Genomic DNA, 14,495 nt, shown 5'->3' with positions numbered 1-14,495 from the left:
CCTTAACTAAGGGCCCCCATCCCTTTACAGCCGCGCGATGAAGTCTTCGAGCGACATCGCGCCGAGGTCTCCCTCTTCGCGGCTTCGCACGCCGACGGTGCCGTTCTCCAGGTCGCGGTCGCCCAAGATCAGCATGTATGGAACCTTTTGGAGCTGGTTCTCGCGGATTTTTTTGCCAAGAGTCTCGCGGCGGTCGTCCACGGTTACCCGAAGGTTTCGCGTATCGTAGATCATCTCTTTGAGCTCAGAGGCAAGCTCGGCGGCGCGGTCGTTGTGGCGGTCGGCGATCGGCAGGATCGCGATCTGGACGGGCGACAGCCAGAACGGGAAGGCGCCGGCGTACTGCTCCGTCAGCAGTCCGATCATCCGCTCCAGCGAGCCGAACGGGGCGCGGTGGATCATGATCGGCCGGTGGGGCTTACTGTCCTCGCCGATGTACTCCAGCTCGAATCGCTCCGGCAGGTTGTAGTCGACCTGGATCGTTCCCATCTGCCAGTCACGCCCCAGCGCGTCTTTGATGATGAGGTCGAGCTTTGGCCCGTAGAAGGCGGCATCACCCGGGGAGACGAAGTACTCCATCCCCATCTTCTCGCAGGCGCCGGTGATGGCGTTGGTGGCGGCCGTCCAGTTATCGTCGTGGCCGATGTATTTGTCGGAAGCCGGATCCTTGGTGCCGACGCGGGCTCGGAAGTCGTGGAGGCCAAGTTTGTCGAGCACCCGCTTGGTGAGCTCGACCACGGCTATGAACTCTTCCTCTAGCTGGTCGGGACGGACGAATAGGTGAGCGTCGTCCTGCGTGAAGCCGCGTGCCCGGAGGATGCCCGTGACTTCGCCCGACTGCTCGTACCGGTGGACGGTGCCGAACTCCGCGTAGCGGATCGGCAGGTCGCGGTAGCTGCGCATCTGAGATTGGTAGATCTCGATGTGGAACGGGCAGTTCATCGGCTTGAGGATGTACGTCTCTTTCTCCTCATCCTCCATGAACGGGAACAGCTTTTCCTTGAACGTGATGATGTGGCCCGACTTCTCGTATAGCTTGATACTGGCGATCTGGGGGGTTACGACCGGGTCGTATCCCCGCTTCACCTGTTCTTTCTGCAGGAAGTCGATCATGACCTGGCGGAGCATGGCGCCCTTCGGCAGCCACAGCGGCAGGCCGGTGCCGACGCGCGGCGAGAACATGAAGAGGCCAAGCTCGCGGCCGAGAAGGCGGTGGTCCCGCTTCTTGGCTTCTTCCAGCATGATCAGGTAGCTCTCCAGCTCTTCCTTGGTCTCGAAAGCCGTGCCGTAGATGCGCGTGAGCTGCTTGTTCTTCACGTCGCCGCGCCAATACGCGCCGGCGAGGTTCATCAGCTTGAAGTTCTTGATCTCCTTCGTGCTGTCGACGTGGGGGCCGCGGCAGAGGTCGAGGAAGCGGTGGAACTTCCCTTCCCGGTCCGTCCGCTGCTGGTCGTAGAACGTGATTTGGTCGCCGGCGGGGATCGCGTCGAGGAGCTGGAGCTTGTACTCGGCGACGGCGGCGCCCATTCCGGGGACGGTGTCGTCGAGGATGAGCCGCTTGGCCTCCTCGCGGTCGACCGGCTTGCACTCGATCCGCTGGTCGAGCTTGGCCAGCTCCTTCATCCGCTGCTCGATCTTGGGCAGATCTTCTTCGCGAAGCGGGGTCGGGAAATCGATGTCGTAGTAAAACCCGTTCTCGACGGGCGGGCCGATGGAGAGCTTCGCTCCCGGATAAAGTTCCGTCACCGCCTGGGCCAATAGGTGAGCGGCGGAGTGGCGAAGTCGATAGAGATACGACTGTTCGTAAGCTTGTGCGGCCATTTCTTTTTCCTTCCCATACCAAGGGATCGTTGATGTCAGACCGCTATAGAATACCAGGCGAGTTGGCGGTTGGCGGCTTGGTTTCGGCGGGCGGGGACAGGGGGAATCTATCCACGGAGATGTCGTCACTCGACGAATCTTTGCCCGTAGCCTCGGTCCGGCGGGGATAAAAATGGAGCGCGCACTTCAGTGCGCACGCGCCGATCGGGCTTCTGCCGGCGGCCGGGGACGTCGACTGAAGTCGACCTCGCATGCGAGCTAAAGCTCGCGCTCCAAATCGCTTTCCCGGGCGAGACCGCGGGCTCGAATGAGCAACGGGGCCTCTAGACCTTCCTAGGTCCGGAGATCAGCGCGAGCATGCTTCTCCGTCCTGACCTCGACGCTCGTCAACACGATATTCAAGGCCGACCTGTGTTATCACAGTACGCATCGGAGCGCGGACGTCGCCGTCCGCTCCCCGGACACTGGGCGTCCCGCCCGGCTCTGACCTGATTCCGTTTAGATAGGGATGAACGGGAGGCTTTCTATTCGGGCGGGCCGCCCGAGATACCCACGGGCGAGCCGCCCGTGCCACTCTGCCTGGATAACCTGCAGGGGAACTTTTGGGATAATCTTCGAGTCGTAGAGGCAGGGGAGCATGGTGGCGCGGTGGCGTCTGCCGAAAAGGAGTTTGAGAGATTTGAAGAGCTTCCCGATTATTGTTGCCGGCTTGGCGCTTGCCGCCGGCACCTCAGCCCAGACGACCCCAGCGCAAACGGCGGGGCAGGCGGCGGAGCTGCGCATTCAGGGCGTGTTCGACAAGCTCCGGATGAACGACGGGCTTCACTTCTCCATCACCGGGACGGAGAGGGTTGACAAGGTATCCACGCCGATCAACTCGGACCTTTACTACCAGACGAGTACGGACTCGACGGGGCGGGTGGTCATCAAGTCGAACTTGATCGATTCGATCAGCCCGAATGGGGTTCCGGTTTACACCAGTGAGACGATCGCGGATGGGAAGCTGGTTTGGGCTTACGATCGGATTCAGCACACCTACTCGGTGGTTCCGTACGACGTTCAGAATTCCCAGGATCCGAGCCTGCAGAGTCCGACGTACGCGAGGGACCTGCTCTACAGCATGAACCAGTCGGCCTCCGCCTCCGGGCGGTCGTCGTACGCCACGCGCCTCCTGCGCGAGCTTTACGCGGATCCGAGCGGGGCGAAATACCGCTCTTGGATGCCGGGCCGAACGCCGTACGAGACTTCTACCTATCACGATCCGTTCAACAACCTCGATATCACCGCTCCGAACTCCGTTTACGAGGTGTACGACACCGATCCGCGGCGGGCGATCGCGTTCGAGATCTATACCGATCCAAACACCAACGAAGATTCGCTGAGCCGAATCTACTTTACGGAACGAGCTCAGTTCGGGACGAAAGTTAAGGTGACCTCGTGGAGTCTGGCGCCGACCGCCACGAACGACTTCAGCGCGGCGAGGTTTGCGCCATATAACCGGGACGAGATCCGGGGTTGGCGTCCGCTCGTGGCGCCTCGGCCGGTTAGGGGTTGACGTGCCACGGCGAGAAAGTTTGTGTCTCTACCAGGGTTCCGCTTTGCTGCACCCTAGTAAGCTTTAGGAGGTCGCCCCTTCGGGGCTAAGGGAGACAGGCGATCCGCTCGAACTCCTCCCATACGTCTTCGGTTGGGGGGCCGGTGACGATGAGCTCGGCTACGCCGCGGCGAGAAACTATGCTGAATGCCCGCGCCGCGGTGTCCGGCTCGATTAGCCGAGCCCACTTCCCTTCGACATCCTTCCGAACTACGAGTTGGTCGTGGAGGCTCTTGGGGAGGAGAAGTTTGATCCGGGGGAGTTCCTGGAGATCGCCGAAAACGATTACCTGCGTCTTTTCCAGAAGACCGGCGGAGTCGACGAGCCGAAGCCATAGGGAGACTTCCCCCAGTCCTTTGGGATCAAACGCGGCGAGGACGATGCCGTCGGGGAGTCGCTCGGGCAGCTCCACGTTGCGGAGAATCTTCGGCTCGTAGCGGCTGCGCCAGAGCATCAGCCATTTGCCATCGCGGCGGCGACCGCGTCGGCGATCTTTCGGTGGGAATCGCCTCCGAAGCCGGCATCCCAGAAGACGACCTTACCGTCGCGGCCGATGATCACCGTGGTAGGCAAGCCCTCTACCTTGTAAAGGGTGTTCGCGATTCCGGCTGGATCCAAGTAAAGGTCGTAGTTAACCTCCGGGTGTTCCCGGCGGAACTGGAGCACGGGAGCGCGGTCTTCCGCCGTCACCCCCAGCACCTCAAGCCCCTTGGGTCCGTACTTCGATTTCATGTCGACGATCGTCGGCATCAATTGCCTGCACGGTCCGCACCAAGTTGCCCAGAAATCGAGGAGGACGACCTTACCCTTCAGGTCCTTGAGGGACACGTCTCCCCCTGCCTTTATGGGGGCAAGCTTAACGTCCGGAGCGTCTTTCCCGACCAACGGATTGTTTTCCGAGCAGCCCAGAACGGCGATGACGATGCCCAACCCAATCGACGCGCGAAGGAAACGAACCATGCCTTGTTAGATTACGCCGCGCCGCAACCGATTCAACGGTCTAAAGTCGTTATGTGGCGGCATTTCCGCTTCTCTTACCATTCCGTTCTCAGAAAACATGAGGTGAGCCACCGCTCCGGGCTGGGAGGCGAGGATGCGGTACTCCTCGCCCCGAATCTGGATCGCGCACGCGTCGTCGAGGCCGACTCCGGCGCCGGGTACGTCCCTCATCATCTCCCGGAACTCGCTTAGGCGAAACCCCTCGTCGCGGGTATGAGGGCATAGGGCGAGGTCGACAAAGCCCAGGCACTCGAGCGGGGCGGTGTTCACCCCCGGAATCGCTTCGAACTGAGGCCAGTCGCTATTCACGGTGCTGAACCAGCAAAGAGCACCGGCGCTGAGCCCGCCGGCGGGCCGGCCAGAGTCGAGAAAGCTTTTCAGGGCCTTGTCCACTTGCAGCTCTTTCCAAAGGGCGATGAGCGCTTTGGTATTGCCCCCGCCCACGTAGATCACATCCGCGGCATCGATCTTCTTCGCCGCGATCTCGGCGTTACCATCCTCGCCCCAGAGGCGAAGGGCGGAAACGGTGCAGCCGAGGCGTCCGTACGCCTCGGTAATGGTGTCGACGTAACCCTCGGCATCCTGGCTGGCGGTTGGGATGAAGAGCAGTTTTGGGCGATCGACGCCCGAGAGCTCGACGAGTGTTCGGTCGATCGACTCGGTTTCACCACCCAGCACGTCTCCTCCGCCGATTGCCATTATGTTCACGCGAATGAGTGTACGGCCAGAGAGGTGGGCGTGTCGATTTGTCCTCACGTCTCCGCCTTCCGGGTACCCTGTCTCATCCCGTGAGCACCGTCGCCGACGCCGTACCGGAACAGGAGTTTGCCTACGAAAACCCTGCGCGCGTCGTTTGGACGCTAGCGTGGCCGGCGGTTGCGCTCAACTCGCTTCAAGTCGTCAACACGTTGCTCGACCGGGGCTTTATCGGCCATCTCCACGCGGCGGCGCTGACCGCACAAGGGGGCGCGACGAACGTGATGTTCCTCATGTTCTCCCTGGCGATCTCCATCGCTACGGGCGCCACGGCCCTGGTTAGCCGCTCCTTTGGAGCAGACGAGCGCCGGCAGGTACGGCAAGCGGCCCGCCAATCGCTCTCGCTCGCCATCTATGCCGGAATCGCGATGATGCTGCTGACGACAGGCATCGCGCATCTGACGGCCGAGTGGATCATGCCGCCGGGCGCCCTCGAGGCGAAGCGGGACATGACCTACTTCGTCATGGCGTATGGTTGCGGCCTGCCGGGGATCTTCATTATCCAAACCCTGGCCGGCTCGCTACGAGGAATCGGCGACACGCGAAGCCCGATGGTGATCTCCGGTATCCAGATTCTTCTGCACATCCTGCTCAACTTCCTTCTGATCTTCCCCGCTCACCGGTTGGGTCCGATCACAGTTCCGGGCGCGGGGCTGGGGTTGCTGGGCGCCGGTTGCGCCTTGTCTGGAAGCGCGACTCTCTCGTCCATCGCCTACATCCTGTATGCCCGGCGCACGCCGCTTGGGAAGATGCAGCCGTTCCGGCTTCCGGAGCGGGCTTGGGCCCAACGAATCTTGCGCATCGCCATCCCGGCCGCGGTGATGTCGACTCTGCGGGTCTTTTCGCTCACCGCGTTTATGCAGGTGTTGAAGCAAGTCCCGAACGCGGAAGACGCCATCGGAGCGCTTAGCCTCGCCTTTGCGCTCGAGTCGATCATGTTTATGCCCGCTTTCGGGCTTTCTTCCGCGGCGGCGGCCCTGGTCGGGCAGAGCTTGGGGATGAAGCGGCCGGATCGCGCGGAGCAACTCGGTTGGATGGCGTGCCGCTTTGGAGCCGGAGTAACGCTCGTTTTGGCGCTCCCTCTCTTCCTCGGCGCGGAGCCGATTGCGACCGTCCTCGTCCCCGGTAATCCAGGCGTCATCCATGAGGCTTCGATGCTGCTGAAGTACCTGTGCGCAACGGAGTTTCTGTTTGGAACGGCGATGGTGCTGATGGGAGCGATGCAGGGAGCGGGCGACACCGTGCGGCCACTCTGGATCGCGATGTTCTGCCTCTGGGGGCTGCGGGTGCCGCTGGCCATCTTGCTCACCCTGCCGAAGGGGTTCGCCCTCGGGGGATTCCTACCGCTTCCGATCGGGGCCGGCATGGGCACCACCGGCGCCTGGTGGGCGCTGACCACCACTCAGGGGCTGCAAGGGGTCTTAGCCTTCCTCGTTTTCCGTCAAGGAAAATGGAAGACTCAGAAGGTGTAGCCCACGCCTGGCTCTTCCCGATTAATGCTTTGGGAGGGGATCATCGGCGAGGGCGCCGACGCTACGGCTGCCTTCCGCCTTAGAAAAGGGTAAACCCTTCTTACTTGTGAGCATTTGGCTGCAACCCGAACCGCAGAATTGGTGGATGATCGTCGACGATGCCGTCGCAGAAGACGTGGGGAGCGGCGACCTTACCAGCGGAGCGCTTCCGCCGGATCTTCAGATCCAGTGGCAGATCGAGGCGCAGGCGGAGGGCGTGTTGTGCGGAGTGGCGATCGCCGAGTATCTGCTGGCGCCGTACTCGACCGATCCGGAAAACGCCTTTATCGAAGTCCACCGGGTGGACGGCGAATATGTGCAACGGGGCGAAATCATCATCAGCGGCCTTCTTCCCGCTCGCCGGGTGATGACGGCGGAGCGGACCGCCTTAAATTTCATGATGCACCTGAGCGGGGTGGCGACGCTGACCGACCTTTTCGTTCGGAAGATCGAGGGGACCAACGCCCGCATCGTGGATACCCGCAAGACGCTGCCGATGCTGCGCACCCTGCAGAAGTACGCGGTTAGGTGTGGAGGCGGACACAACCACCGGATGGGCCTGTACGATGGCGCGATGCTGAAGGATAACCACATCGCCGCCGCCGGCTCCATCCAAGAGGCGGTGAAACGCCTGAAAGGTTATGCCTCGCACATGACCAAGATCGAAGTCGAATGTGAAACGCTGGACCAGGTCGCGGAAGCGATCGAAGCCGGCGCCGACGTGATTCTGCTCGACAACATGGACCCGTTCATGATGCGCGAGGCGGTGAAGGCGCACAAGGGGCGCTGCCTCTTCGAGGCGAGCGGGGGGATCAACCTCGACACGGTTCGCGGGGTTGCCCAGACCGGGGTTGACCTCATCTCGGTAGGCGCGCTCACCCACTCGGCGCCCTCGATGCCGTTTCACTTGGAGATCGTATGAAGTCACCGCTAGATGGCGGATTCGAATGGCGCGCCCTTGACGAAGTGCCGAGCACACAGAAAGTCGCGGGGGATTTGCTCCGGAACGGTGAGCCGGTCGGGGTGGTGTTCGCCCGCGAGCAGACTCAGGGCCGAGGCCGGTTCGGCCGTCCGTGGGTGAGCCGCGAAGGGGACTCGCTCACCTATTCGCTCGTCTTCCACGCCTACGCCGACCACCCGAGGCCGTACCTAGTGGGGATGGCCGCCGCCATCGCGGCCGCCGGGGTACTGCACTGCCAGCTCCGCTGGCCGAACGACCTGGTGGAAGGTGGCAAAAAGCTGGGCGGAATTCTCACCGAGCTTTTGCCCGATTCCCAAGGCCGAAAGGTACCGGTGGTGGGGATCGGGATTAACCTGAACCAATCGGAGTTTCCGGCGGATCTCGAAGAGATCGCCACCAGCGCGTCGATCGTGCACGGAGGGACCTACGACCCCGAGGCGGTCGGCCACCGCATCGTCAGCCGTCTCGCCGACCTTCCCGAGCCAACTTCTTGGGGCGCGTTGGCTCCGATCTGGAACCTGTTCGACGCAACTCCCGGCAAGCGTTTCCGCCTCCCTTCGGGAGAAGAGGGGATAGCCTTGGGGATCGGCTCCGACGGCCAGCTCTTGTGCTCCGTAGACGGCGAATCGCAGTCCGTCCTCGCCGCCGACGCGATCTTCGGCTCCTAAACAAAAAAACCGCCCCTCTCGCCGAAGCGGGAGGGGCAAGCGCCGAGCTAGGCGGACGGGGACCAGACGACGATGGTGAGCCCCTGCAGCAAGTCCGCCGCTGGTTCGTAAGTTCCGCCGGGGCCGCAGTCGGTGAGAAGATCCGCGCAAAGCATCAGGCGTCCATCGGACGCGGTGAGCGGCATCACGCGGGCCGAGCCGGCGAGGCGGGCGTTGATCTCGTCCACGTCGCTTTGCCGGCACTCCATCCAGTGCCCGTCCCGCCACGCCTTCTCCGCCACGTCGAAGCATCGCTGAATGTTGAACGCCGCCTGTTCGTTCGCGGGCAGCTCCTCGAACGATTGGCCGTCGATCGTCAATACTGCGGGGGTCATACATTCCTCCCGAGCGCGGTTTGCCAGGTTTGGATGCTCGTGTACATGGCCAGCGCCTCCGCGGCGGTCAACGAAGAAGTCATCCAGTATCCCGCCAAGGAAACCGCCGCCAAGCCACCCGCGCTTCCCGACTGGTTCCGGCCGAACACGTACACGTTCAAGCCGTTTGCCGCCGGCGTGGTCGAGGTCGTTCGGTTACTGACCGAGCTGCCGTTAAAGTAGAGATCGAGGCGGGTCGAAGAGCTTCGGTCGGCGTGCCAAGCGCCCACCGGCATCTGGGCGTTCACCGCCGTTGTAAGGCCCGTTAATCCGTACGTGGCTTGATAGCTTGGCGTACTGTTCTGGATGATCTGGTACAGATCGGTCGCGCCAGAGGAGCCGATCGGCGTGCGAAAAGCCGCCGTCGACATCAGCGTGCGCATGTAGACCCCCATTCCCCCTGTGGCCGGTCCCGGCGCCTGTTGACCGGAGTCCAGATACTTGCTGGTCCCGTTTCCGGTAAGGCCGGCGCCCTCCGAGTAGTCGCCGCTGACGAAGTTCACCGGCGTCGGCGCGGTTCCGATGAGAGGGAGCAGGGCCGAATTGAGGTCGGCGCCGAACATTCCCACGAACGTGGTGATCTTGCCGAAGTAACCGTCCCGACGCCAGGTCTTCACCATCGCGTCGGTAGCGGCCAGGGTGGCCGCGCTGGCCGAGCCGCCGGCTGCGATCCATGCCGACACCACCGGATCGTAGCCGCCCGACAGGACGGCCGCTCGCATCGTGCCGGGGACCATTAGTTTTGCAAGTCCTCTAAGATCACGGTAAAGACCTCGGCGCTTGCCGGCGTGTACGCGGCCCGGGCCTCGATAAGGCCGTAGACCACCTGGCCAGACGTGAGCGCGAAGTTGATCTCGGTGCCGACCGTCGGGGTTCCGATCCCGACCGCGCCATCCGTAAAGACCCGGTCCATGGTGACGTCGAACGAGCCGATGTAGGAAGCGCCGTTATCGGTGAGCCAAGCGCCGTTGTCGCCATTCGAGGGGACCGGGCTGCTGAGGTACAGGTGGACGCGGAAGGAAGCGTTTGTCAGGGAGGTGTTGCTCTTCCGCAGCTTCAGCCGCCGAAGCATTCCGCTCCCCTGCGCCACCCGCGCCACCGCAAACGAAAGCGGCGTCACGCTTCCCGCCGTCACACTGTTCGCCACGAGGTCGCCCGAGGCGTACGCGGTGGTATCGGCGGGGCGGGTGAAGCTATCGCCGGTTCGAGCGATCCGGCCGCCCACCTCCCCGATGTGACTCTCACTCGGAAGCGCCGAGATCGCGATCGACGGCTGGTAGGTCAGCGGGTTCACGCGCCCGAACACCTGCGGAGTCGAAGCGGGGACCGGCGCATATCTCGACGGGTTCGTCTGGAAGTCCGTCACGTACCCCGGAGTTTGAGCTCCGAAGCCCGCGTAGGCCGCGCCCGAGAACTCCAAGATCGCCCCCACCGCATCCGACGGGATCGCTCCCGCGAAGTCGGTAAGGGTTTTTGCGGTTGCCGCACCCATGGTGGAGGCGAACGAGTTTCCGGTCTGGTCTCCGTAGTTGTTAACGAAGATGCCGGTAACGTTGACGGTGCCGCCCGCCGACAGGAACATGTAAGCCTGTAGCCCGGAAACTTGCACCGCGATGTCGACGACCGAGCTTGCCGGGTTTCGACTCACTTCTTACCTCCCCGCTTTTTGACCGGCGCAGCTTTCGGAGCGACGACTGGGAAGATCGGCGGCGCTGGTTTCGGTGGCTTTGGAGCCGCCGGTAGTTTCTTCTTATTAGCCGGCGACTTCGCTCCGAGCAAGTCGCCGATGATTCCCAAACCCATAAGTGGGCTCGGTTTCTTCGAAATAGCTTTCTTTTTCATGATTCTCCTAAACGAAAGCGGCCCCGCTCCCTAACTAGGAAGCGGGGCCGCTTGATGCGGTATCAATTCGAATTTCAGGCTGGAAGCCCAATTGTCTTGTGGTGAGCGTGACGCTTCATGTGCGGTTAACACCCAGGGCCTGACGGGCGCCGCCTTCTCCTACCTACTTACCGAGGAGACCCCAGTTCAGTTAGCGTGTTCGTCTGTGGCTAATGGTTTGTCTCGACGGCGCCGAGTACCGGGCTCACTTCATCCACGACCGGCGGAACAAAGACAAAGCTCAGATCATCGGCCGACCCGTCCCGATCGATTCGGGCAGTTGCTTCTGTTGAGCTATCAGGGTTACCCACCGGCGCGATTCTTTCATCTTGTTGAGCATCTTTTTTCATCACTTGCCTTGACACTCTGCAGGTGGCGGAGAAGCACTTTCGACAATTCCATGAACAAACCGCGTCCTCGCCTTGGGCTGGACGGGCGCTAGCTGCAGAGCGAGCGGCAGTGACGATCGGGGACCTTACAAGTCCGAGTCGTCTCCTTCGATAGACGCCGCCTCGTCGTTCACAAGGATGAACGCTGTGACTGGCCTTTAGGCGCGAGAACTCCGAGAACCTTACCCTCTCCCGCCCTTGATATCCTTGGTATTGTAGATGGCGGGATCCTCTCCCCTCTCCATGGCCTCTCGCACAAATTTCTCCACGTCGAAAGAATCCGACCGTTTCCTGTCTTCCTCGATTTTCCGTTCGATGCTGGCACCGTCCGCCCCAAAAAGCCAGTTCATGGCACAAAAGAATGGATACAAAAGAATGCAGAAGAGGCGCTCAAAAAAACGTCTTCATTTTCGTTCTTCATTAATAATACTGGCTTCTGTTTTCTCAAGGGACCAATTTATTTTCACCAGCGGGACCCCGCTAGCCAAGATTCTTAGTGAGTTGCACCCCGCCCGCACCGTCCATACCCAAATGCTCTCGCTTGAAGTTTCCCAATGGACTTCGAACAGGGCTTGTCATAGCTTCATAGATTCGAGCTACTTCGTCGGGCATCTTTCCCCTTTCGGCCGGCCTAACTTTTGAGCCGGGGATATATCCGGAGAGAGGTGGCGGCATTCGCCGGTGGCGGGTGGCTTGAGCGTTCGCCGCTAGGCGGCGATGTTCCTCTGAAGCTTTATCGAACTGCCGTCGAATTCGGCGATTGCGGCACGCCGTTCGCCGATCGCCGCTTGAAGGCTATGGATCGCCCTGAAACTTGCCTCTTCCTCAGACTCACCGTCCAGGACTCAGGACAGTATCTGACCTGAGGAAACCCCGTTCAAAGTTGGGAGAGCCTTACCCTCTCCTGCCCTAGATATCCTTGGTATTGTAGATGGCGGGATCCTCTCCCCTCTCCATGGCCTCTCGCACAAGTTTCTTCACGTCGATAGAGTCCAACCTTTTCCTGTTTTCCTCGATTTTCCGATCGATGCGGGCCTCGTCCACGCCTAAAAGCCAGTCTAAGACATAAAAGAGAGGGTAGAAAATAATCTCAAAGAAGCGCTCTAAGAACATGTCAATTTTCAGCCCCTCTTAATGATACAGCATGCTGGCTTCTCACGGAACCGGTTTTTTGTCATTCGCATTTCCTCGCACTAGCCTCCGAACCCGATATCGTCGATAAGCTGCTCCCCGCCAGGACCACTCATGCCCAGATGCTCACGCTTGAACGTGCCCGATGGACTTCGAACAGGGCTTGTGATGGCTTCGTAAATCCGAGAAGCTTCATCGCGTCTCCCTTTCCGAATGTAGACGCGATAAAGCGTATTCAGAACACCTTTCACGGCTATCCAGCTACGCTTTAGAACTCGTAGGAATGGATTCTCGATCTTATCCAGGGCAATCTTGTCGAATTGCTCCCTTTGGACCTTATCTCGTACGCTTTCTGCCCACCATTCGCTGAAGTTCTTGTAACGATACGCATTAGAATGGAGAGAGTCGCGTTCGCTTTCGAGCTCGAATTGCTTTTGAAGGATCCTCATGTCCCTCTCATTTAGAAAGAATTGAAGGTGGTGAGCAAACTCGTGAATGACCGTACCGAGCAGATCGCTCCCACGGTAATTCCGAGCAATCTGCGCAATACCCGAAAACGCACTATACATTCCCCTTGCCTTGGAGGAATTGATTGAATTGTGGAATTGCAGGCTAAAGCCATCCGAATATTCGGGAAGAGTCTTCAGGACATCTGCGTACTGTTGGTCAAAGCCGGGAGACTTATCGAATAATCTCTCATCCAGTCCTTTGAAGTAGGCCAAAAGCATGTCAGCGGCATCTTTTGAGTGCGCAAACGCCTGTCCTTTATCCTTTTCTCGATCTATTGCAAGGAAAGTTCCATCCTTTCCAGGTGTTCCGATGATGGGCTCTTGAGGTCGAATGGTTTTATCCGGACCTTTGCTACCTTTGCCAGCCATCTCGGCGTAGGCTGACGTGTCGGAGCGGACCCTCGGCCCGCCCACCCTTGGCCCTCGAGGCGCTTCGGAGACGCTTGGGGCGGCCGGCTCTGCATGGCCCATGAACCGGGGACGCAGCGCAGCTTTAACGCCGGTCTTGACCGCCTTTGCAAGGTCCTGAGGGAGGTTTGGCAGAATCGCCGGCTTCCAATCGACACCTTGAGCCTCGAGGCCCTTTATGAAGGCGAAGAATTCTTCTACATTGCCGGCCTTAAGGAGTTGCTTGGCTTGCGCGGTGATAATCGCCGATTTAGCCGCCCCGATTCCCGCCTTTCCAAGTTCGGCGATAAATGCTTCAGGGCGAAAGGCAGCGAGGGCTACTTCCCCCGTCGCCTTCAAACGATCGGACGCCGGGCGTGTTGTGTCCGTCGCCGTTAGGAGTGAGGATCCCGCCTGAGGGAGGGTGGTGACGGTGTTCGCGATCAATCCCGCCCCCGCATCCTTCACCGCATCATGAACGGCTGGGAACACACCGAGTGGGTTGTTGACGAGGGCGATATGGGCCGCCACGTCGGCCGGGACACCCCCGCCGAGGTTCTTGAGCCAATCCGCAATCGACTCCGTCGTCTCGTTGACGTAGTCCTGAATACCCCGCGAAGCACCCTCAAACGTCACGTAATCCGGCCCCGTCGGATGGGCGGAAGGGATGCCGTTTACGATTCGAGCCCAGTGAGCTGCCCAATCGGCCCGAGTCTTTTGGATGGGCTTGCCAGCCGTCGCATCCTGGGCCAATACGTAAGCAGGAATGCTGGGAATCTTAAACGAGTCGGGAATATCCTGGACTCGGACCTTCGGAATCGTGTCGCCCGCATGCCGACTTCGCGCCGAGTTGTCCTGGCGCCCCGCCGCCGCAATCTGGCGACCAGGGCCCGCGGTGAGGGGGTTAGCGTTCGCGCCGCCCGAAGTCGAACCGGCGGAATTGGCCTTAGTCTGCGGCGGCTGACTCCAGAGTCGCTTGTTCTGCTCAAGTGTCGTGAGCGCTCGCTCTTGGGCTTGGAACTTCGGGATGTCGGACGGCGAGAACTCGTTGAGGGCTTGAGCGTTGCGGTTCTGCGCGACGACCTTCTGAAGTTGCTGGTACTTCCTTTGGAGCAACAACCTCAAAGCGCCTCGCCTTGCCGACTCCGGCGCGCTGTACTCCAAGCCCTTTCTCTCGCCTTGATCGTATTGAGAGAGTTGGTGAAGCGCGTCACCCCAAGGCATCGTCGGTGAGATGCCGGTTGGGGTACTTGCCGGAGATTGCGGGCGGAGTGAAGGCCCGGTTTGCCCTCTTAGTCCCGCCGCCATCCTCGCGAGATCCGCATCCGTCGGCTCGCCCGTCCCATTCCAGCGAACGGCGCCGATACTCGTTCCATCGGGTCCTCTTACATCGTAATCTTGTGCCATGGGTTATCGCTTAGGGATGAACGTGAGCTGGCCGACCTTGCGCGGAGCGGATCTGGTGCTAGCCGATC

The 14,495-nt window shown here is 60.8% G+C and carries 16 protein-coding genes; 4 read left to right on the top strand and 12 right to left on the bottom strand.

Annotation, left to right across the window (positions count from 1 at the left end; all coding sequences use genetic code 11):
* Positions 1 to 24 precede the first annotated feature (24 nt).
* Positions 25 to 1,821, bottom strand: coding sequence for a threonine--tRNA ligase (gene thrS / locus OP10G_RS17925; protein WP_038473332.1), 1,797 nt, complete (start codon positions 1,819 to 1,821; stop codon positions 25 to 27).
* Positions 1,822 to 2,500: 679 nt separating this feature from the next.
* Here thrS and OP10G_RS17915 point away from each other — a divergent pair.
* Positions 2,501 to 3,376: a hypothetical protein gene (locus tag OP10G_RS17915; protein ID WP_144241233.1), complete on the top strand. Its 876-nt coding sequence runs from the start codon at positions 2,501 to 2,503 to the stop codon at positions 3,374 to 3,376.
* 85 nt (positions 3,377 to 3,461) lie between these two features.
* Here OP10G_RS17915 and OP10G_RS17910 read toward each other — a convergent pair whose 3' ends face one another.
* The 3 genes from OP10G_RS17910 to OP10G_RS24965 are packed head-to-tail and all read right to left on the bottom strand — an operon-like array spanning position 3,462 to position 5,113.
* Positions 3,462 to 3,869 carry a hypothetical protein gene (locus tag OP10G_RS17910; protein WP_025229065.1) on the bottom strand — a complete coding sequence of 136 codons (408 nt, stop codon included), beginning with the start codon at positions 3,867 to 3,869 and terminating at the stop codon, positions 3,462 to 3,464.
* Entirely contained in the window at positions 3,869 to 4,375 is a 507-nt protein-coding gene (locus OP10G_RS17905; protein WP_025229066.1) for a TlpA family protein disulfide reductase, read from the bottom strand. Before OP10G_RS17905 ends, OP10G_RS17910 begins: the two co-directional genes overlap by 1 nt.
* A gap of 6 nt (positions 4,376 to 4,381) precedes the next feature.
* Complete coding sequence (locus tag OP10G_RS24965) at positions 4,382 to 5,113, bottom strand: Type 1 glutamine amidotransferase-like domain-containing protein (protein ID WP_052547824.1); 732 nt, start codon at positions 5,111 to 5,113, stop codon at positions 4,382 to 4,384.
* A gap of 89 nt (positions 5,114 to 5,202) precedes the next feature.
* Between OP10G_RS24965 and OP10G_RS17895 the strand changes: the two genes are divergently transcribed.
* The 3 genes from OP10G_RS17895 to OP10G_RS24960 all read left to right on the top strand — a co-directional run bounded on the left by OP10G_RS17895 (position 5,203) and on the right by OP10G_RS24960 (position 8,310).
* A complete protein-coding gene (locus tag OP10G_RS17895; RefSeq protein ID WP_025229068.1) occupies positions 5,203 to 6,642 on the top strand; it encodes an MATE family efflux transporter in 1,440 nt (479 codons plus the stop codon).
* Positions 6,643 to 6,787: 145 nt separating this feature from the next.
* Entirely contained in the window at positions 6,788 to 7,603 is an 816-nt protein-coding gene (gene nadC, locus OP10G_RS17890) for a carboxylating nicotinate-nucleotide diphosphorylase (RefSeq protein WP_038475819.1), read from the top strand.
* Positions 7,600 to 8,310 carry a biotin--[acetyl-CoA-carboxylase] ligase gene (locus tag OP10G_RS24960; protein ID WP_025229070.1) on the top strand — a complete coding sequence of 237 codons (711 nt, stop codon included), beginning with the start codon at positions 7,600 to 7,602 and terminating at the stop codon, positions 8,308 to 8,310. Before nadC ends, OP10G_RS24960 begins: the two co-directional genes overlap by 4 nt.
* 47 nt (positions 8,311 to 8,357) lie before the next feature.
* Here OP10G_RS24960 and OP10G_RS17880 read toward each other — a convergent pair whose 3' ends face one another.
* The 8 genes from OP10G_RS17880 to OP10G_RS17855 form a co-directional block, all read right to left on the bottom strand.
* On the bottom strand, positions 8,358 to 8,684 hold the full coding sequence (locus OP10G_RS17880) for a hypothetical protein (RefSeq protein WP_025229071.1): 327 nt from the start codon (positions 8,682 to 8,684) through the stop codon (positions 8,358 to 8,360).
* Positions 8,681 to 9,460 (bottom strand): hypothetical protein, encoded by a 780-nt coding sequence (locus OP10G_RS17875; RefSeq protein ID WP_025229072.1) that lies wholly within the window; start codon positions 9,458 to 9,460, stop codon positions 8,681 to 8,683. The genes OP10G_RS17880 and OP10G_RS17875 overlap by 4 nt, the downstream gene beginning before the upstream one ends.
* Positions 9,460 to 10,371, bottom strand: coding sequence for a hypothetical protein (locus OP10G_RS17870; protein WP_025229073.1), 912 nt, complete (start codon positions 10,369 to 10,371; stop codon positions 9,460 to 9,462). Before OP10G_RS17870 ends, OP10G_RS17875 begins: the two co-directional genes overlap by 1 nt.
* Positions 10,368 to 10,565, bottom strand: a complete 198-nt coding sequence (locus OP10G_RS26450; RefSeq protein ID WP_025229074.1) for a hypothetical protein — start codon at positions 10,563 to 10,565, stop codon at positions 10,368 to 10,370. Before OP10G_RS26450 ends, OP10G_RS17870 begins: the two co-directional genes overlap by 4 nt.
* Positions 10,566 to 10,774: 209 nt before the next feature.
* Entirely contained in the window at positions 10,775 to 10,954 is a 180-nt protein-coding gene (locus tag OP10G_RS26445) for a hypothetical protein (RefSeq protein WP_144241232.1), read from the bottom strand.
* Between the two features lie 221 nt (positions 10,955 to 11,175).
* Positions 11,176 to 11,343, bottom strand: a complete 168-nt coding sequence (locus tag OP10G_RS26990; RefSeq protein ID WP_158409280.1) for a hypothetical protein — start codon at positions 11,341 to 11,343, stop codon at positions 11,176 to 11,178.
* A 559-nt stretch (positions 11,344 to 11,902) separates the two neighbouring features.
* Entirely contained in the window at positions 11,903 to 12,106 is a 204-nt protein-coding gene (locus OP10G_RS17860) for a hypothetical protein (RefSeq protein ID WP_025229076.1), read from the bottom strand.
* 80 nt (positions 12,107 to 12,186) lie between these two features.
* Positions 12,187 to 14,427, bottom strand: a complete 2,241-nt coding sequence (locus tag OP10G_RS17855; RefSeq protein WP_038473328.1) for a M90 metallopeptidase family protein — start codon at positions 14,425 to 14,427, stop codon at positions 12,187 to 12,189.
* Positions 14,428 to 14,495 lie beyond the last annotated feature (68 nt).

Source organism: Fimbriimonas ginsengisoli Gsoil 348, assembly GCF_000724625.1.
Classification (GTDB): domain Bacteria; phylum Armatimonadota; class Fimbriimonadia; order Fimbriimonadales; family Fimbriimonadaceae; genus Fimbriimonas; species Fimbriimonas ginsengisoli.
The sequence above is the reverse complement of the archived record's forward strand: the minus strand, read 5'-3'. Positions and strand labels throughout refer to the sequence as shown.

Coding starts and splice junctions, on each gene's coding strand:
- thrS (WP_038473332.1), bottom strand. CDS start 1,821: ATGGCCGCACAAGCTTACGAACAGTCGTATCTCTATCGACTTCGCCAC.
- OP10G_RS17910 (WP_025229065.1), bottom strand. CDS start 3,869: ATGCTCTGGCGCAGCCGCTACGAGCCGAAGATTCTCCGCAACGTGGAG.
- OP10G_RS17905 (WP_025229066.1), bottom strand. CDS start 4,375: ATGGTTCGTTTCCTTCGCGCGTCGATTGGGTTGGGCATCGTCATCGCC.
- OP10G_RS24965 (WP_052547824.1), bottom strand. CDS start 5,113: ATGGCAATCGGCGGAGGAGACGTGCTGGGTGGTGAAACCGAGTCGATC.
- nadC (WP_038475819.1), top strand. CDS start 6,788: ATGATCGTCGACGATGCCGTCGCAGAAGACGTGGGGAGCGGCGACCTT.
- OP10G_RS24960 (WP_025229070.1), top strand. CDS start 7,600: ATGAAGTCACCGCTAGATGGCGGATTCGAATGGCGCGCCCTTGACGAA.
- OP10G_RS17880 (WP_025229071.1), bottom strand. CDS start 8,684: ATGACCCCCGCAGTATTGACGATCGACGGCCAATCGTTCGAGGAGCTG.
- OP10G_RS17875 (WP_025229072.1), bottom strand. CDS start 9,460: ATGGTCCCCGGCACGATGCGAGCGGCCGTCCTGTCGGGCGGCTACGAT.
- OP10G_RS26450 (WP_025229074.1), bottom strand. CDS start 10,565: ATGAAAAAGAAAGCTATTTCGAAGAAACCGAGCCCACTTATGGGTTTG.
- OP10G_RS26445 (WP_144241232.1), bottom strand. CDS start 10,954: ATGAAAAAAGATGCTCAACAAGATGAAAGAATCGCGCCGGTGGGTAAC.
- OP10G_RS26990 (WP_158409280.1), bottom strand. CDS start 11,343: ATGAACTGGCTTTTTGGGGCGGACGGTGCCAGCATCGAACGGAAAATC.
- OP10G_RS17860 (WP_025229076.1), bottom strand. CDS start 12,106: ATGTTCTTAGAGCGCTTCTTTGAGATTATTTTCTACCCTCTCTTTTAT.
- OP10G_RS17855 (WP_038473328.1), bottom strand. CDS start 14,427: ATGGCACAAGATTACGATGTAAGAGGACCCGATGGAACGAGTATCGGC.